Annotated in this window: 18 protein-coding genes; 8 read left to right on the forward strand and 10 right to left on the reverse strand. The window is 67.0% G+C overall.

Annotated elements, in window-relative coordinates:
* Window positions 1-140 precede the first annotated feature (140 nt).
* Both DEU38_RS22605 and DEU38_RS22610 read left to right on the forward strand, forming a co-directional pair.
* Window positions 141-1,304: a Rieske 2Fe-2S domain-containing protein gene (locus DEU38_RS22605; RefSeq protein WP_114723642.1), complete on the forward strand. Its 1,164-nt coding sequence runs from the start codon at window positions 141-143 to the stop codon at window positions 1,302-1,304.
* Complete coding sequence (locus DEU38_RS22610) at window positions 1,301-1,642, forward strand: hypothetical protein (RefSeq protein WP_114723643.1); 342 nt, start codon at window positions 1,301-1,303, stop codon at window positions 1,640-1,642. Before DEU38_RS22605 ends, DEU38_RS22610 begins: the two co-directional genes overlap by 4 nt.
* Before the next feature lie 153 nt (window positions 1,643-1,795).
* On the opposite strand, the gene dmpG is transcribed toward DEU38_RS22610, so the two are convergent.
* Together dmpG and DEU38_RS22620 are read right to left on the reverse strand one after the other, a co-directional pair.
* Window positions 1,796-2,869, reverse strand: coding sequence for a 4-hydroxy-2-oxovalerate aldolase (gene dmpG / locus DEU38_RS22615; protein ID WP_114723698.1), 1,074 nt, complete (start codon window positions 2,867-2,869; stop codon window positions 1,796-1,798).
* 13 nt (window positions 2,870-2,882) lie between these two features.
* Entirely contained in the window at window positions 2,883-3,785 is a 903-nt protein-coding gene (locus DEU38_RS22620; protein ID WP_114723644.1) for an acetaldehyde dehydrogenase (acetylating), read from the reverse strand.
* 129 nt (window positions 3,786-3,914) lie between these two features.
* On the opposite strand from DEU38_RS22620, the gene kstD reads away from it, so the two are divergent.
* The 4 genes from kstD (at window position 3,915) to DEU38_RS22640 (ending at window position 8,974) form a co-directional block, all read left to right on the forward strand.
* Window positions 3,915-5,618: a 3-oxosteroid 1-dehydrogenase gene (gene kstD, locus DEU38_RS22625; protein WP_174908050.1), complete on the forward strand. Its 1,704-nt coding sequence runs from the start codon at window positions 3,915-3,917 to the stop codon at window positions 5,616-5,618.
* Window positions 5,619-5,630: 12 nt separating this feature from the next.
* A complete protein-coding gene (locus DEU38_RS22630) occupies window positions 5,631-6,491 on the forward strand; it encodes a MaoC/PaaZ C-terminal domain-containing protein (protein ID WP_114723646.1) in 861 nt (286 codons plus the stop codon).
* Between the two features lie 101 nt (window positions 6,492-6,592).
* Window positions 6,593-8,440, forward strand: coding sequence for a cholesterol oxidase substrate-binding domain-containing protein (locus DEU38_RS22635; RefSeq protein WP_114723647.1), 1,848 nt, complete (start codon window positions 6,593-6,595; stop codon window positions 8,438-8,440).
* Between the two features lie 153 nt (window positions 8,441-8,593).
* Window positions 8,594-8,974 (forward strand): CD225/dispanin family protein, encoded by a 381-nt coding sequence (locus DEU38_RS22640; protein WP_114723648.1) that lies wholly within the window; start codon window positions 8,594-8,596, stop codon window positions 8,972-8,974.
* A 4-nt stretch (window positions 8,975-8,978) separates the two neighbouring features.
* Here the strand turns inward: DEU38_RS22640 and DEU38_RS22645 are convergent, their stop codons facing one another.
* The 7 genes from DEU38_RS22645 to DEU38_RS22670 form a co-directional block, all read right to left on the reverse strand.
* A complete protein-coding gene (locus DEU38_RS22645) occupies window positions 8,979-10,442 on the reverse strand; it encodes an MFS transporter (protein WP_114723649.1) in 1,464 nt (487 codons plus the stop codon).
* Window positions 10,439-11,284, reverse strand: a complete 846-nt coding sequence (locus tag DEU38_RS22650; protein WP_114723650.1) for a mycofactocin-coupled SDR family oxidoreductase — start codon at window positions 11,282-11,284, stop codon at window positions 10,439-10,441. Before DEU38_RS22650 ends, DEU38_RS22645 begins: the two co-directional genes overlap by 4 nt.
* 166 nt (window positions 11,285-11,450) lie before the next feature.
* Window positions 11,451-11,783, reverse strand: a complete 333-nt coding sequence (locus DEU38_RS22655) for a DUF202 domain-containing protein (protein WP_254622791.1) — start codon at window positions 11,781-11,783, stop codon at window positions 11,451-11,453.
* Window positions 11,783-12,148, reverse strand: a complete 366-nt coding sequence (locus DEU38_RS22660; protein ID WP_114723652.1) for a YidH family protein — start codon at window positions 12,146-12,148, stop codon at window positions 11,783-11,785. Before DEU38_RS22660 ends, DEU38_RS22655 begins: the two co-directional genes overlap by 1 nt.
* Before the next feature lie 30 nt (window positions 12,149-12,178).
* On the reverse strand, window positions 12,179-12,772 hold the full coding sequence (locus DEU38_RS29435) for a DUF1214 domain-containing protein (RefSeq protein ID WP_258558109.1): 594 nt from the start codon (window positions 12,770-12,772) through the stop codon (window positions 12,179-12,181).
* A 234-nt stretch (window positions 12,773-13,006) separates the two neighbouring features.
* On the reverse strand, window positions 13,007-13,156 hold the full coding sequence (locus DEU38_RS29440) for a hypothetical protein (RefSeq protein WP_258558110.1): 150 nt from the start codon (window positions 13,154-13,156) through the stop codon (window positions 13,007-13,009).
* Window positions 13,157-13,183: 27 nt separating this feature from the next.
* On the reverse strand, window positions 13,184-14,101 hold the full coding sequence (locus DEU38_RS22670; RefSeq protein ID WP_114723653.1) for a TauD/TfdA family dioxygenase: 918 nt from the start codon (window positions 14,099-14,101) through the stop codon (window positions 13,184-13,186).
* A gap of 479 nt (window positions 14,102-14,580) precedes the next feature.
* On the opposite strand from DEU38_RS22670, the gene DEU38_RS22675 reads away from it, so the two are divergent.
* Window positions 14,581-15,117, forward strand: a complete 537-nt coding sequence (locus DEU38_RS22675) for an MFS transporter (RefSeq protein ID WP_254622788.1) — start codon at window positions 14,581-14,583, stop codon at window positions 15,115-15,117.
* Here the strand turns inward: DEU38_RS22675 and DEU38_RS22680 are convergent.
* Entirely contained in the window at window positions 15,060-15,692 is a 633-nt protein-coding gene (locus tag DEU38_RS22680; RefSeq protein WP_254622787.1) for a TetR/AcrR family transcriptional regulator, read from the reverse strand. The genes DEU38_RS22675 and DEU38_RS22680 overlap by 58 nt on opposite strands.
* Window positions 15,693-15,871: 179 nt before the next feature.
* On the opposite strand from DEU38_RS22680, the gene DEU38_RS22685 reads away from it, so the two are divergent.
* Entirely contained in the window at window positions 15,872-18,211 is a 2,340-nt protein-coding gene (locus DEU38_RS22685) for an arylsulfatase (protein WP_114723655.1), read from the forward strand.
* The last annotated feature ends 6 nt before the right edge of the window (window positions 18,212-18,217 follow it).

Below are 18,217 nucleotides of genomic sequence, written 5' to 3' on the forward strand. Positions count from 1 at the left end.
CGTTCTCTTCCGTGTCGAGAAAACCGGAATTCCACTGGTAACAGGATGTCGATGGGGATACCAAGCACGCGAAATCTAGCGGAATCCGACGAAGTTCTATAACGTGTTCTAGCAACAGCTAGAAGGGATGTGAGGTACTGATGGCGCAGATTCGTGAGATCGATGTGGGAGCTCCGCAGACGCGTTTCGCACGCGGTTGGCACTGCATCGGCCTGGAGAGCGAATTTCTCGACGGCAAGCCGCACGCGGTCGAGGCGTTCGGCACCAAGCTGGTGGTCTTCGCCGACAGCCAGAACAAGCTGCACGTGCTCGACGCATACTGCCGGCACATGGGTGGCGACCTGAGTCAGGGCGAGATCAAGGGTGACTCCGTCGCGTGCCCGTTCCACGACTGGCGCTGGGGCGGCAACGGCAAGTGCACGGACATCCCGTACGCCCGTCGCGTGCCGCCGATCGCGCGGACCCGTTCGTGGACCACGTTGCAGCGCAACAAGCAGCTGTTCATCTGGAACGACCCCGAGGGCAACCCCCCGCCGGACGACGTCACGATCCCGGAGCTGCCGCAGGTCATGACCGACGAGTGGACCGACTGGCAGTGGAACCGGATCCTCGTCGAGGGCTCCAACTGCCGCGAGATCGTCGACAACGTCGTGGACATGGCGCACTTCTTCTACGTCCACTTCGGTTTCCCGAAGTACTTCAAGAACGTCTTCGAGGGCCACGTCGCGACCCAGTACCTGCAGAACCACGGCCGGCCGGACGTCGGGAGCATGGGCACGCAGTACGGCGATTCGGTGCTCGACTCCGAGGCGTCCTACTTCGGCCCGTCGTACATGGTCAACTGGCTGCACAACAACTACAGCGGGTACAAGGTCGAGAGCGTCCTGATCAACTGCCACTACCCGGTCACGCAGGACTCGTTCATGCTCATGTACGGCGTGAGCGTGGAGAAGCCGAAGGGCCTCGACGACGCCACCAGCAACAAGCTCGCCCGCAAGTTCACCGAGGGCGTGGCAATGGGCTTCGAGCAGGACGTCGCGATCTGGAAGAACAAGACCAAGATCGAGAACCCGCTCCTGTGCGAGGAGGACGGCCCGGTCTACCAGCTGCGCCGCTGGTACGACCAGTTCTACGTCGACGTCGCCGACATCGACGAGAAGGCGACGCAGCGCTTCGAGTTCGAGATCGACACCACCAAGGCCGTCGAGGCCTGGCAGCGTGAGGTCGACGCGAACCTGGCGCGGCAGGCGGAGGAGAAGGCCTCCGCCGAGGCCGCGGAGAACGAGCACAAGACGGGAGTGTGACGATGACCTCGACCTGGGCCAAGTCCCCGAACTTCGCCGACAGTCCGGCCCGGGTCGAGGCTGTCCGCACACAGACCGCCGTCGACCTGCAGACCTACCTCGAGGACGGTCTGCAGGAGGTGGAATGCCGCGCGTGCGGGACGTGCGTGCTGGTTCGCAAGAACAGCTACAAGCACACCAGCATCCAGTGGCAGGCCGATCCGGCCGAGGTGTGCCCGGAGTTCACCGGCGCCGGTGGGCAGACCGGGTCCCGACAAACGTGCCCGCGCCTGCTCAGCAGCATCGATCACGCGGTACTGGAAGGCATCCTCGAGGTGCGCGACACACTGTCGCAGTAGGCGATCACACGAGACGAGGGGCGCTCATCGACCAGGATGTGCGCCCCTCGTCTCGTCCCGTCCTCCCGCGCCGCCGGTGACGACGACAGCCCGATGTCACATCGGGTCAGTCCAACCGAACGCGTGTGACATCGGGCCGAACGGGCGTCCGACCTAACGGGCCGCGGACTCGCGCTGCAATTCGAGTGCGATGTCGATCAGCTGGTCCTCCTGGCCGCCGACGAGCTTGCGCCTGCCGGCCCGGACCAGCAACTCCGCGGCGGAGACGCCGTAACGCTCGGCCTGGCGCTCGGCATGCTTGAGAAAGCTCGAGTACACCCCGGCATAGCCCATCATCAGCGCCTGCCGGTCGAGCAGGCACTCGGTCGGCATCGCCGGCCGCACGATGTCCTCGGCGGCGTCGGCGATCGCGAAGAAGTCGATGCCGGTCTTGATGCCGATCTTGTCGCACACCCCGACGAACGCCTCGACCGGCGTATTACCCGCACCCGCGCCGAAACGCCGGGTGCTGCCGTCGATCTGCCTGGCACCGGCACGGACCGCGGCGATCGAGTTGGCGACGCCGAGCCCCATGTTCTCGTGGCCGTGGAAGCCGACCTGGGCGTCCTTGCCCAGTTCCTGCACCAGAGCCTCGACACGCTCGGAGACCTGTTCGAGCACGAGCGCACCGGCCGAGTCGACGACGTACACGCACTGGCAACCGGCATCGGCCATGATGCGGGCCTGCTGGGCCAACTGCTCGGGCGCGATGGTGTGCGCCATCATCAGGAAGCCGACGGTCTCGAGGCCCCGGTCACGGGCCAGGCCGAAGTGCTGGATCGAGACGTCCGCCTCGGTGCAGTGCGTCGCGATGCGGCAGATCGACGCGCCGTTGTCCTGCGCCTCGATGATGTCTTCCTTGACGCCGACACCCGGCAGCATGAGGAACGCGATCTTCGCCCGCTTCGCGGTGTCCACCGCAATCGTGATCAGTTCCTGCTCGGGCGTTTTCGAGAACCCGTAGTTGAACGAGGAACCACCGAGACCGTCACCGTGGGTGACCTCGATGACCGGGACGCCGGCGCCGTCGAGCGCGGCGACGATCGAGCGCACCTCGTCGCCGGTGAACTGGTGGCGCTTGTGGTGCGAGCCGTCACGGAGCGACGTGTCGGTGATCCGGATGTCCCACGAGCCGTCGAAGTGGAGATCGTCGGTCCAGTCGGCCCTGCTGTCGGTCCTGTCGCCCATGTCGCTCACGCCCTCACGCCCTCACGCTGAGAAACTGCTGGGCGATCTCCTCGCCCACCTTGGTTGCCGCCGCGGTCATGATGTCGAGGTTCCCCGCGTACGGGGGCAGGAAGTCGCCCGCACCCTCGACCTCGACGAACGTGGTCACCGTCGCGTGCCCGCCGGAGACGACGCTCGGCTCGCCGAATTGCGGCTCGTTGAGCAGCCGGTACCCCGGCACGTACTGCTGCATGTCGGCGACCACCCGGTGGATCGATTCGATGATCGCGTTCCGGTCAGCATCCTCCGGGATGGCGCAGAAGATGGTGTCGCGCATGATCATCGGCGGATCGGCCGGGTTGAGGATGATGATCGCCTTGCCCTTGCGGGCGCCACCGATCACCTCGACACCACGGCTGGTGGTCTTGGTGAACTCATCGATGTTGGCGCGGGTACCGGGTCCGGCGGAGACCGACGCGACCGAGGCGACGATCTCGGCGTAGGGGACGTCGACGACGCGCGAGACCGCGTACACGATCGGGATGGTCGCCTGCCCACCGCACGTGATCATGTTGACGTTGGGCGCGTCGAGGTGCTCGCGCAGGTTGACGGGCGGCACCACGGCCGGTCCGATCGCGGCCGGGGTGAGGTCCACTGCGCGGATGCCGTGTTCGGCGTACTTGGGCGCGGCCTCGCGGTGCACGTATGCCGACGTCGCCTCGAACACCATGTCCGGCTTCTCCGCCTGCTGCAACAGCCAGTCGACCCCCTCCGCGGAGGTCTCCAGGCCCATCGCGCGGGCGCGCGCGAGACCCTCGCTGGCGGGGTCGATGCCGATCATCCAGCGCGGCTCGAGCCACGGGGATCGCTGCAGTTTGTAGAGGAGATCGGTGCTGATGTTGCCTGAACCCACAATTGCGACACTTGCCTTGGTCATGTGAACTCACCTCTTCGGCGTCGACTGCAACGTGTGTTCGTTTGTCAACATCACCATCGCGAGCTGCCAGCAATACTTCCTGGCAGAAAGCATGGACTGTCAGCCACCTCATTCTATAACGTGTTCTACATGAGCAAGCAGGAATACGACATCGTCGTCGTCGGCAGTGGTGCTGCCGGCATGACCGCCGCCCTTACCGCCGCACACCAGGGCCTGAGCGTGGTCGTCGTCGAGAAGGCAGCCCACTACGGCGGCTCGTCCGCGCGATCGGGCGGAGGTGTCTGGATCCCGAACAACGAGGTGCTGCAGCGCGACGGAGTCACCGACACCACGGACGCGGCACGCACCTATCTGCACAGCATCATCGGCGACGTCGTCGCCCCGGAGAAGATCGACACCTACATCGACCGCGGCCCCGAGATGCTGTCGTTCGTCTTGAAGAACAGTGCGCTGGAACTGCAGTGGGTTCCGGAGTACTCGGACTACTACCCGGAGGCGCCGGGTGGACGCCTCGGTGGGCGTTCGGTCGAGCCCGTGCCGTTCGACGGCAACCGCCTCGGCGACGACCGCGACAACCTCGAGCCCGATTACGTCAAGGCCCCCAAGAACTTCGTCATCACACAGGCCGACTACCGCTGGCTCAATCTGCTGATGCGCAACCGCCGCGGACCGCTGCGGGCGATGAAGGTCGGCACCCGGTTCCTCGCCGCCAAGTTGCGGGGCAAGGACCTGCTGGTGCGCGGACAGGCCCTCATGGCCGGACTGCGTCTGGGCCTGCGTGACGCCGGGGTCCCGATCCTGCTGAACACCCCGCTCACCGATCTCTACACCGAGGACGGCGTCGTGCGCGGCGTGAAGGTTCTCGTCGACGGCCCCGACGGAGCCACCGAGCAGATCATCCACGCCCGCCACGGTGTCGTCCTGGGCTCGGGCGGTTTCGAGCACAACGACGAGATGCGCAAGAAGTACCAGCGCGGCCCGATCGGCACCGAGTGGACCGTCGGCGCCAAGGCCAACACCGGCGACGGCATCGTCGCCGGCCAGAAGCTGGGCGCGGCAGTCGACTTCATGGACGACGCGTGGTGGGGTCCGTCGATCCCGCTCACCGGTGGACCGTGGTTCGCGCTGTCCGAGCGGACGCTGCCCGGTTCGATGATGGTCAACACCCGCGGCAAGCGGTTCGGCAACGAGGCCGCGCCGTACGTCGAGGCCACCCACATGATGTACGGCGGCGAATACGGTCAGGGCGAGGGCCCGGGCGAGAACATCCCCACCTGGATGATCCTCGACCAGCGCTACCGCAACCGGTACACGTTCGCCGGCATCACGCCGCGCTCGCCGTTCCCGGGCCGCTGGCTCAAGGCCGGAGTCGTCGTCAAGGCGAACACGATTGCCGAACTCGCGGAGAAGACCGGCCTGCCGGTCGAGGCCCTCACCGAGACGGTGGAACGCTTCAACGGGTTCGCGCGCAACGGCAAGGACGAGGACTTCGGTCGCGGCGACAGCGGTTACGACCACTACTACGGTGATCCGCGTCTGAAGAACCCGAGCCTCGCCGAGATCGACAAGGCGCCGTTCTACGCCATCAAGATGGTCCCGGGCGACCTGGGCACCAAGGGCGGCATCGTCACCGACGTAAACGGACGCGCCGTCCGTGAGGACGGCTCGGTGATCGAGGGCCTGTACGCCGCGGGCAACTGCAGCTCCCCCGTCATGGGCCACACCTACGCCGGCCCCGGCGCGACCATCGGCCCCGCGATGACGTTCGCGTACCTGGCCGTGCTCGATATCGCCGACCGCGCCCGTGCCGCAGCGCAGTCCGTGACGAACTGACAGGAGAAGCCAGTGCCCATCGATCCGTCGATCGCGATCGGAGCCGAGCTCCCCGCACAGGAGTTCTCCTGGACCCCGTCGGATGTCCAGCTGTACCACCTGGGTATCGGCGCGGGCGCGCGTCCGCTCGATCCCCGCGAACTGAGGTACCTCGACGACGCCAAGCCTCAGGTCCTGCCGACGTTCGCGACGGTGGTCGCGAACATCCATGCGACCGAGGCGCCGCGCGTGTCGTTCCCGGGCGTCGAGATCGACCTGGCCAAGGTCGTGCACGGCAGCCAGGAAGTGACCGTCCACCAGCCGATTCCGGCGAGCGGCTCGGCTCGGACCACCACTCGGATCACCGAGGTGTGGGACAAGGGCAAGGCTGCGGTGATCGTCCAGGAGTCGTCGACCGTCGCACTCGACGGCTCTCCGCTGTGGACGGCCCGATCGTCGATCTTCGCGCGTGGTGAGGGTGATTTCGGGGGTGAACGTGGCCCGTCGGAGTCGGTCGCGCTACCCGATCGGGCTCCCGACGCCGAGGTTGTCTCGCAGGTCCTACCGCAGCAGGCCCTGCTGTATCGGATGTGCGGGGATCGCAATCCGCTCCATTCGGATCCCGAATTTGCCTCCGCTGCGGGCTTTCCTGCGCCTATCCTGCATGGACTGTGCACATACGGGATTATTTGCAAGGCTGCGACCGACACCGTCCTTGACGGAAATGCCGATCGTGTCAAGGGATTCCGGGCCCGTTTCGCGGGGGTAGTCTTTCCCGGCGAAACGCTTCGGACACGAATCTGGCGAGAGGCCGACAGGCTACTCATCTCTGCAACTGTTCCCGAGCGGGACGACTCGCCGGCGCTGGCGGACGTCGTGCTCACCGTCGCGTAGCGAACACGAAGCTGTACCGGTCGGGTCGATGTGCTCGTCGACCCGGCCGGGCATATCTGCACCCGGACTTCATTCCCCCTCACACACCTTGGAGTACACGAATGACGCTCAACGACGAGCAGCCCCGGCTGTCGCGGCGAGGATTCCTCGCGGCGGGCGCCGGTGCCCTTGCCGCCGGTGCCGTGGTCGGCGCTTGGACGCCCGCCTTCGCGGTTCCCGCCGGATCCTCCGGGTCCCTGGGATCCCTCGGGTCCCTGGGATCCTCCGGCCCCGTCGCACCGCTCCCGACGCCGCCGAACTTCCCGCAGGGCATCGCACTGTTCCAGCAGGCGTACCAGAACTGGTCCAAGGAGATCATGCTGGACGCCACCTGGGTCTGCTCGCCGAAGTCGGCGGACGACGTGGTCACCCTCGTCAATTGGGCGCACGAGAACGGCTACAAGGTCCGTCCCCGCGGCGCGATGCACGGCTGGACCCCGCTGACCGTGGTGAAGGGCTCCAACGTCGAGAAGGTGATCCTCGCCGACACGATGACGCACCTGAACGACGTCACGGTGCATCCGGACGGGTCTCCTGCGACCGTCACCGCTGGTGCCGGCGCCAGCATCGAGGCGATCGTGACCGAGCTGCAGGAGCACGGCCTCGGTTGGGCCAACCTGCCGGCTCCCGGCGTGCTGTCCATCGGCGGCGCCCTCGCGGTGAACGCCCACGGCGCGGCCCTCCCTGCTGAAGGCGAAGAGACGCTGCCCGGCCACACGTTCGGTTCGCTGAGCAACCTCGTCACCGAACTCACCGCGGTCGTGTGGGACGGCAGCAAGTACGCGCTGAAGACGTACCGGCGCAACGACCCCAAGATCACTCCGATGCTCACCAACCTCGGGCGTTGTTTCCTCACCTCGGTCACGATGCAGGCCGGCCCGAACGTGCGGCAGCGGTGCCAGAGCTTCACCGACATCACCTGGCAGGAGCTGTTCGCACCGAAGGGCACGTCGGGCCGGACGTTCGAGAGTTTCGTTGCCGAATCCGGTCGCGCGGAGGCGATCTGGTATCCCTTCACCGAGAAGCCGTGGATGAAGGTCTGGTCGAACTCGCCGACCAAGCCGGACGGGGCGTCCGGCAGCCTCGGCTCGCTCGGCTCGCTCGGCTCGCTCGCGGGCAAGCCCCCGCAGTCGCGTGAGGTCACCGGCCCGTACAACTACGTCTTCTCGGACAACCTGCCGGAGCCGCTCACCGACATGATCGGCGCGATCAACGCCGGAAACCCCTCGATTGCGGCGCAGTTCGGTCCGGCGATGTACGAGATCACCAAGCTCGGGCTGGCCGCGACGAACTCGTCCGACATCTGGGGCTGGTCGAAGGATGTCCAGTTCTACATCAAGGCCACGACGCTGCGGCTCACCGAGGGCGGCGGCGCCGTCGTCACGAGCCGCGCCAACATCGCGACCGTGATCCACGACTTCACCCAGTGGTTCAACGAGCGCATCGAGTTCTACCGCGCGAAGGGTCAGTATCCGCTGAACGGTCCGGTCGAGATCCGCTGCTGCGGCCTCGATCGGCCGGAGGACGTCAAGGTCGATTCGGCGGGCCCGCCGACCATCTCGGCGACTCGTGAGCGTCCCGATCATCCCGACTGGGACGTCGCCATCTGGCTGAACGTTCTCGGCGTTCCGGGCACCCCCGGCATGTTCGAGTTCTATCAGGAGATGGAGCAGTGGATGCGGTCGCACTACAACAACAACGCCGCCACGTTCCGTCCCGAGTGGTCGAAGGGCTGGGCGTTCGGCCCGGACCCGTACACCGACGAGGACATCGTCAAGAACAAGATGCGGGCCACCTACATGGACGGCGTGCCGGCCGACGAGAACTGGGACACGGCCCGGGCGCGGTACAACGAGATCGACCCGCACCGCGTCTTCAGCAACGACTTCATGGATCAGCTGCTGCCGTAAGGTTGCCGGATCCCGATCCACCGACGCCGGTGGTGCCTGGCCAGCTGCCAGGCACCACCGGCGTTCTCGTGGGCGGGGCCGAACCCGCATTCGGAGTACCGTCGAAGGTGATGCACGACAACCGATGGTGACCTGAGCCTAGGGAGCGCTGTCATGACCGCATCCACGCCGGATCCCACTCCGCCCCCGCCGGAGCCGACTCCTCCCGTGCCGCCGGCCCCCGCACAGCCGCCCGCGCCGCCCCCGCCACCCCCGACCAATGCCGGCTGGGCCGTCGCGGCGCTCGTCGCGTTCTGGCCGCTCGCGTTCGCCGCGTTCAACAACGCGTTCGAGGTGTATCCGCGTTGGGCCCGGGGCGACTTCGCCGGAGCCCAGTACGCATCGGACCGCGTCCGCAAGCTCGGCCAACTCTCGCTGTGGATCCTCGCCGGAATCCTCGTGCTGATCGCCATCGCCTACATCGTGATGGCGGCGGTGTGGATCTCGCACGGCGGATACGACGACAACTGGCACCGCGGCCGGATGGACTGGTAGCCGCTCACCGCACCCGGACAGCGTCACCGTCCGAATCCACGACGACGCCAACCCGGGCGGTAGTGCGGTCGGTCCGGATCGGCACGCAGGTGACGACGAGCAGCGCCACCGCCGCCACCGCCGCCCCGAGCCAGAACAGCCGGTCCAACCCGATCTGAGCCGGAACCACGACGGCCCCCGCCATCACGGTCGACGCGGCGAGCACCGCCGCGCCCACCGCACTCGCGGCGGAGGTTCCGACGGCCCGAATCAGGCTGTTGACGCTGTTCGCCGACGCCGTCTGGTCGCGGGGCACCGCCGTCGTGATGAGCACCGGCATCGCCGCGAGCGCGAAAGCCACGCCCACCGACACGACGAAGGCACTGACGCCGATGACGAGGACGCCGGTGCCGAACACACCACGTTCGACGAACCCGAGAGCGATGGCCCCGCCGCCGACGGCGAGCGTCACCCGGGCACCCCAACCGCGGATCATCGCCGCCGACACCGGGGCCAGGACGATCATCACCAGGCCGCCCGGCAGCATCACCAGCCCGGCCGTCGCCGCGCTCAGGCCGAGGCCGTGCCCGGTCGACGCGGGCACCTGCAGTTCCTGCGTGGAGGCATACGAACTGAGGAACATCGCGAATCCGAGCAGCAGCGCGCACATGTTGGCCACCAACACGGGGCGCAGCATCGACGTCCGGAGATCGACGAGCGGGTGGGACATCCTCAGCTCCAACGGAACCCATACCGCCATCCCGACGATGCCGCCGACGGCCAGGCCGACGATCGGCCAGCTCCCCCATCCCCACGTGCCGCCCTTGGAGATCGCGAGCAGCACCGCGGTCAATGCTGCGGTCAACAGCACCGCGCCCCGATAGTCGAACCGTCCGGACGCGCGGGTGGTCGACTCCGGGACCACGAACGGCAACAGCGCCGCCATCACCACCGCGAACCCTGCCGGAAGCCAGAACAGCGACTGCCAGCCGGCGTGCTCGTAGAGGACACCGGACAGCGGCATTCCGAGCACACTGCCGACGCCGATCGTCGCGCTCATCAACGCGACACCACTGCCGAGTCGTTCCGGCGGAAGCACGTCGCGCATCATGCTGATCCCGACCGGCAGCAACGCCATCGCGAAACCCTGCAGCCCACGCCCGGCGACCACCGTCGCGAAGCCCGGTCCCACGGCGGCGAGCACCGAGCCCGCCACCATCAGCCCGAGACACACCAGCATCATCGCGCGCTTGCCGAACATGTCGGCCAGCCGACCGATCAGCGGCGTGCCGACGGCACCGGTCAGCAACGTGATCGTGACCAGCCACGACGCGCTGGTGGGCGGCACGCCGAGATCGACGGCGAACGCCGGCAGAACCGGCACCACCAGCGTCTGCAGGAGCGCGACCAGGATCCCGCTCAGGCTCAGGGCCGCGATGACGACCCCGCTCCGGGCAGTGCTCGGAGCGGGTGTCGGTACCGCGATCACCCGGTGACGCGTGCTGCGTTACCGGCGTCGATCGGAAGGACGGTGCCGCTGATGTGCGCGCTGGCCTCGGCGGCGAAGAAGAGGACGGCCCGGGTGATCTCGAACGGGTCGAGCCACGGCACCGGCTGCGCGTGCAGACTCTGGAACACGGGCGCGACGTCGTCCATCGTCGGCTCTGCGAGGTCCGGTCGCATCATCGAGTAGAGCGCCTTGTTGTGGATCATCCCGGTCGAGATGTTGCCGGGTGCGATCGCATTGACGGTGATGCCGTTCTGCGCCAGATCGAGCGCGGCACTCTTCGTCATGCCGATGACGCCCCACTTGGAGGCCGCGTAGGCGGCCATGTTGGTGTTGCCCGCGCGTCCGAGCATCGACGAGATCGTCACGATCCGGCCGTAGCCGCGTTCGATCATGCCGGGCGAGACGGCGCCGAGGGTGTTGAAGACGCCGGTGAGATTGGAGTTGATGGCCTCGTTCCACTGGGCCGAGGTCATCGACTGGATCGGCGCCGCCACGGACACGCCTGCGTTGGCGACCGCGATGTCCACGCGGCCGAACTCGGACTCGGCGCGGGCGACGAGGGCGTCCATCGCGTCGCGGTCGGCGGTGTCCGCCTTGACCGCGATGACGCGGCGGCCGGTGGCCTCGACGAGGCGCACGGTCTCGGCCAGGTCCTCCTCGGTCCCGAGGGGGTAGAACACCGAATCGCTGTCCTCGCAGCGGTCGCAGATGACCACGTCGGCGCCGCGCTCGGCGAACGCCACGGCGTGCGAGCGCCCCTGTCCCCGGGCGGCGCCCGTGATCAGTGCGACTCGGCCTTCGAAGCCTTCGAACTCCTCCATTGCTGCTCTCCTCGAGATCGGGGACCGCGAATCACGCAAGTCCGAAACTATCCCTACCTGCTACCGCTGTGACGACGCGCACAGATCCCGGCCAGTGGGAGGCGCAGACGTCCCCGTCCACACAACCACCGGCCACCGCGTGTGACAGCGGGATGCGACGGGATCGTCACCGACCGACGACGAGGATCACGACCGCCGACGCCGCCGCAAGCACGACGACCGTGACCGCCAGCCCCGCCATCAGCGCGAACGGATAGACCGCCCGCTCGTCCCCGAACGCGGTACTCATGCGCTCGTAGCGGCGCCGAGCGGTCACCACCACCACCGACGACGACACGATGGCCCACGTTCCGACCACCTGGACGACGACGGAGGATCCGGGTACATAGCGCAGACAGAGGAACGCGACCGCCGCCAGGCTCGCCGCGGTGCGTACCCACGCGAGCGTTGTCCGTTCCGGCTGAAGTCCCGGATCCCGGTGTGCGGCGGCCGCGGACATCACCTGCTCACCAACACGACGAGCAGCGTGACACCGGCACCCGCGATCAACCCCACCAGGAGCGCCGCGAGGGCCGGCACCGGCAGGCTCCGGCCCATCCGCATCGCCGCCTCGACACCCATCCAGCGTAGGAACGCGAACACCACGAGCAGGATCGCGCCGACGAGCAGGCCCACCACCAGCACCGTGTGGACGTTCGGGCCGACGACGTCGGCTCCGAACGCCTCGAGACCGACTGCCGCCGCAATCAGTCCGAGCGCGGTGCGAACCCAGGCCAGGAACGTGCGTTCGTTGGCCAATGTGAACCGCGGATCGGGATCATCCCCGTCCCGGAACGCTCTCGGACGCCAGCCGCGCAGTGTCACGTGACGGTCCCTTCTCACTCACTCTGTGGTTCAACGAAAGTAGCGTTTCAGCACCGCTGCACGCCGCCGACCGAGTACCTCGCGGCGCTCCCCCACCCCGACACGCGCGGTCGTGGCGGGCAGTGCTGCGAGCACGTCGTCGAACATCACCTTACGCACCGTCGGCGCCGGCAGATCCTGGGTGGACGCGAGCCACCACCGGTACACGCAGCGGGTGAAGGTGTTACCCGCCGTGTCGAGCCAGTTCGCGACGCCGGGATCGCGATGCGCCACGACGGCCCTGAACACCCCGTCCTCGTCGAGCACGGCTTGATGGCCGTTGAGCGAGGTCTGCCGATACGTGTAGTCGAGAGACTGACCCCAGTAGTCCCCGAGGTGGATGTTCCAGAAGTGGCAGTCCGGCGGCGTCACCTCGAGAATCAGGGCCTCGTCGGGACCGATCTCGAAAGATCCACCACCGTAAGCGATATCGCCACCGTCGCTCGCATACGTCGAACTGACCGTCGACTGCGTCCGCAGGACGTTGCGTTCGGCGTCGCGCAGGGTCCGCGGATCCATCGGCAGCCAGTTACCCTCGTGCGGCTGCGCGCTGATGACGACCTCGAAATCGCCGTTGTCCTGCAACGTGATTCCACCCGGGTTCGACGTCGCACCCAGCCCGGATCCGGTGGCCGCCTTGAACGCCGCCCGGTAGTCCTTCGGCCCGCCGTCGCCGGACTGCGCCTTCTCGTAGAGATCGTGGGTGTCGTACAGCGTCAGCCCGATGTACCGGACCCGGCCGCCGGTCCCGGTGAGCCGGTAGGTCCCCTCGGGGTCGAGGACGGCATGGCCGAAGAGACAGTCCGGCGACTCGGTCGCCTACCGCTTCGTATTGTCCTGCAGGTGAACAACTTCCGGATACTCCGGATCCGCACTGAAGACGACCTGCTCGAGTCCTGCATTGAGAAGGTTGAGCAGGTAGCGGTAGCCGGCGGCCCAGCTCGTCGAGAGGTCGAACCATATCCACACTCCTGGCGTTCGTCGGAGGACTCGAGATCAGGCGGGAACATCTCCGAGAATGGCCACGCGTTCCATGACCCGGCGGTGCGGGAAGTAGTCGCTGGCCGCATAGTGCTGCGTTGCGCGGTTGTCCCAGAAGGCGATCGAGTTGGGCTGCCACTTGAATCGGCACTGGAAGTCGGGGACCTTGGCCTGGTCGAAGAGGTGCCGCAACAGCGCCTCACCCTCGGCCGGATCCATGTCCGGGATGTGCGTCGTGAACAGGCTGTTGACGAACAGGGTCCTGCGCCCGGTCTCGGGATGGATCCGCACGATCGGGTGTGCGACCGGCGGATACGCCTCCTTCATCTGTGCAAGTTTCTCGGGACCCATCGAGCGGCCGAAGGACGGCACGAAATCGTGAATCGCGACCCGGCCCTCGATCTTCGCCTTGACCTCGTCGGACAGGCAGTCGTACGCGTTGCCCATGTCGGCCCACAGGGTGTCGCCGCCGGCGGGCGGGACCTCGAGCGCGCGCAGAACCGAACCGAGCGGGGGACGCTTCTGCCACGTCACGTCCACGTGCCAGATGTTCTCGGTGCCGGGGTTGTCCTCACCGCGCTCGAAATGAACCACCTCGGGGACCTCACCCTGCGGGAGAAGCGGGTGGATCTCGAGGTCGCCCCAGTGGCGAGCGAAGTCTCGGTGCTGCGCGCCCGTGATCTGCTGACCCCGGAAGAACACGACCTTCCACTCGAGCAGCGCGCGCCGCAAATCCTCGATGACGTCGATACTCGGATCGCGCAGATCCACGCCGCGAATCTCCGCGCCGATGTATGGCGTCACAGGCCGCAACTCGAATCGCTCATACGGTAATGACTCGAATCCATCTGCACACCTACGCATTCCGCGAGGTCCGAATTCGATCGAATGGCCACCGATCGCCACCGTGCGACTACTCGTCAGCGCTGTCATACAAGACTCCTGTTACTGAGGGTTCCCGCCCTGAACACACCACCGCCGACGTCCGCCGCCCGGTCGATCCGACGAGGGACATCCTCGGCAAACTATCAGTCAGTGACTTAACTCGTCAAGACACTGACTTAATTCTTTAAACTAGCTGCACAGGAACACTATTGAGTGGCCACTCGAACCCGTACCACGAAGGCGATCCTCCCGTTTCCACTGAGCGGGACCGCGATCACACGCGTCCCGACACTGTGACTAAGCCCCCCTGGGGCGCCCACCCGCCCGCCCCATTCCTCATTGAACGCGCCGCCGCCTGGCACTATCACTCGACGACGAAACTATCTGCGCCCCAATATCACCGAGCGCATGCGTCGTCGATCTCTACCGACCCAAAGGACAACGATGGCGCTCGCTCTCACTTCAGTTCGAGGCAATGTTCCTCGAGCCCGAATGTCTCGATCGTCACGCTCACCGGGGCAACGCTCATGCCGCTCATCGGGAAGGCGTCGGACAAGATCGGCAAGAAGCGGGTGATCCTCGGCCTGGCCGGCGTCTTCGTGCTCGGCAGCGTTGTCTGTGCAACTGCAGACTCGTTTGCCGTCCTGCTCGCCGGTCGCGCACTGCAGGGAGTTCTCGTCGGGATCGTCGCGCTCTCGTACAGCCTCGTGCGCGACATCATGCCCCGCGACTTCGTCCCTGTCGCTCTGGGCATGGTCGCGACGGGTATCGGCATGTCCGCCGTCGCAGGACCGTTCATCGCCGGCTGGTTGATCGACGGGTTCGGTTTCCACGGGATCTTCTGGTTCATGGCGATCCACGCCGTCCTCTACGCGGACACGGCGCTCTCACGCGGCTTCCTGTACGCGGGAGCCGTCGGGCTCGTGGGCATCGCCGTCGCGCTCGTGATGAAGCACGGTCGCAAGCCTGCCACCGGTGGACTGGCGACCCCGGCCCCCGCCGGACTTCAGGCCGAGGCCGATTCCGGAGCCTCCAACGCCCCCACCGACATGTCGATCAGATGACGCACGGTCTCGTCGAAGTCGGTGTCCACGACCGGGTTCCCGCTGTTGCGCCGCTGCTCGAACACCGCGAGCGCCGACACCGCCATGTTGAGCATCAGGTCCACACGAACGACCGCGACACGGCGCGGCAGGTGACCGAGTGCTCGCATCAGCCTGGTGGACACCTCGCGGCTGACCTCCGTGACGTCGGACAGTTCCGTGTTCGCGATGTCCACCGACGGGGATACGCGAGCGATGAACTGTGCGTAGTACGAATCGGTCCCGGAGGTCCGGAGATAGTCGGCGAGCGGCACGACGACGGCCTCGACGAGTCCACGCACGTCGTGCCCGAGTCCCTCCTCGTCCAGTTTCGCCAGGAAGGCCGCGCGACTGAGATTGATTTCCCGCATGCGCCTACGGAAGACCTCGAGAACGAGACCGTCCCGCCCGCCGAAGTGGTACTGCACGGCCGAGTTGTTCTTCTGGCCGGCAGCGGCGGCGACGTCGCGCATCGACACGCCGTCGATGCCACGCTCGGCGAACATCCGCTCGGCGACCTCGATCATCGCGCTCTTCGCATTTCCGGGATTCGACACGCCGCGAGACTAGTAAGTCGGCGCTTTAACGGTCAAGGCGTGGCGGGTACGCTCCCCCGCATCTCCGGCACGACGGAGAACCGCTGCTCAACCTGCTGCCCACACACTCGAGACGAAACCAGCTTCGCCGCAACGAAACCGAACGCGTTTCCCCGTTCCATCATCCAGAGAGGCGCACCATGAATCGGCATTCGATTCCTATCGTCCGCACCGACCCGCATATCTCCGCCGCGGTCGACTACCGCGATCAGCAGGAACCGTTCACACGTCCGCAACCGGTGCGCCCACCGGAGGGCGCACCCAACGTCCTGCTGATCATGCTCGACGACGTCGGTTTCGGTACCGCGTCGGCATTCGGCGGTCCGTGCCGCACGCCCACCGCCGATCGACTGGCCGCGGACGGCGTCAAGTACACCCGCTTCCACACCACGGCGCTGTGCTCGCCGACCCGCGCGGCGACGCTCACCGGACGCAACCACCACAGCGTCGGCTTCGGCGTGATCGCCGAACAGGCCACGGCGGCACCGGGTTACAACGGGACCCGTCCGGCCTCGGCGGCGACGGTGGCGCGAATCCTGCAGGGCAACGGGTACGCGACCGGCGCCTTCGGCAAGATGCACCAGACGCCGACGTGGGAGATCAGTGAGGCGGGGCCGTTCGACCGATGGCCCACCCGTGAGGGTTTCGATCGCTTCTACGGCTTCCTCGGCGCCGAATCCGACCAGTTCTCCCCGGTTCTGTACCGCGACTTCACCGTCGTCGATCCGCCGTGCTCGCCCGAAGAGGGCTACCACATGTCGGAGGACCTGGTGGACCGCGCGATGGAGTGGATCGAGTCGGTCGGCACGATGGACCCGGACAAGCCGTGGTTCTGCTACCTGCCGTTCGGCGCGTGCCACGCCCCACTGCAGGTGCCGGACAGCTATCTCGACAAGTACCGCGGCGAGTTCGACCACGGCTGGGACCGCCAGCGGGAGATCACCCTCGAGCGGCAGAAGCAGCTCGGGGTGGTCGCGCCGGACACGGAGCTCGCCCCGTGGGCGCCGGACCTGCCGCACTGGGACGATCTGGACGCCGACCAGAAGAAGGTCTCGGCCCGGCTGATGGAGCTGTACGCGGCCTTCCTCGAGCACACCGACGACCAGGTCGGCCGGCTCGTCGACCGGCTGCAGGAGACGGGTGCACTCGACAACACCCTGGTGCTGTACATGCTCGGCGACAACGGCGCGTCCGCCGAGGGCGGCATGGAGGGCTCGTTCAACTACCTCGCCGGGCTCAACGGCTACAAGCAGACCACCGCCGAGGTGCTCGAGAAGTTCGACGAACTGGGCACCCCGACGAGCTACCCGCACTACCCGGCGTCGTGGGCGATGGCGCTCGACACCCCGTACCAGTGGACCAAGCAGGCCGCTTCCCACTACGGCGGCACCCGCAACGGGCTGATCGCGCACTGGCCCGAGGGGATCGCCGAGTCCGGCATCCGCGACCAGTGGCATCACTGCGTGGACATCACCCCGACGATCCTCGAGGCGGTGGGCGTGCCGGCGCCGGACACCGTCGACCGCGTGCCGCAGAAGCCCATGGAGGGTGTCGCGATGAACTACACGTTCGCCGACGCCGACGCCGAGGACCGGCACACCACGCAGTACTTCGAGATCTACGGCAACCGCGGCATCTACGACCACGGGTGGACGGCCGTGACGCTGCACCGGGCACCGTGGCTGATGGCGACGCACGGACTGCAGCTCCCTGCGTTCGACGAGGATCGATGGGAGCTGTATGACACCACCGTCGACTGGTCGCAGGCCCGCGACCTGGCGGCCGAGTACCCGGAGAAGCTCGAGGAACTCAAGCAGAAGTTCCTCGTCGAGGCGGCGCGCTACCAGGTGCTCCCCCTCGACGACCGCACCGTCACGAGGAACGCTGCACCCAAGGACCGCCCGCCGCATCCGCTGCGCGGACGGACGAGCATCACGTTGTACCCGCACATGAACGGCCTGCCGGAGAAGGCGGCACCGCCGTTCTTCAACCGCTCGTACACGATCACGGCCACGCTCGAGACCGGCGGAAACCCGTGCGAGGGAACGCTGGCGAGCGTGGGCGGCCGGTTCGGCGGCCTGGCCCTCTACGTTCTCGATTCGAAGCCCGTGTTCTGCTACAACTTCAGCGGCGGCGGCATGACGTTCGTGCGCGGCGAGATACCCCTGACCGCCGAGAACCGCGAGGTGTCCGTCGCGTTCGAATACGACGGCGGTGGGATCGGGAAGGGCGGAACGGCAACGCTTTCCGTCGACGGTGTCGTCGTCGGTACCGGACGGATCGAGAAGACCACCCGCGCGATCTTCAGCATGAACGAGCAGCTCGACATCGGCGTCAACCGCGGCAGCCCGGTGTGCGACGAGGTCGCCGGCCGGTTCGCATTCAGCGGACGCCTCCACCACGTCCGCGTCGACCTGCCCGGTGAGGGCCGACCGGAGACAGCGGAGGAACAGCGCCGCGTCGCCCTCGCGACCCACTAGTCTCTT

Source organism: Rhodococcus sp. AG1013 (assembly GCF_003350365.1).
Lineage (GTDB): Bacteria > Actinomycetota > Actinomycetes > Mycobacteriales > Mycobacteriaceae > Prescottella.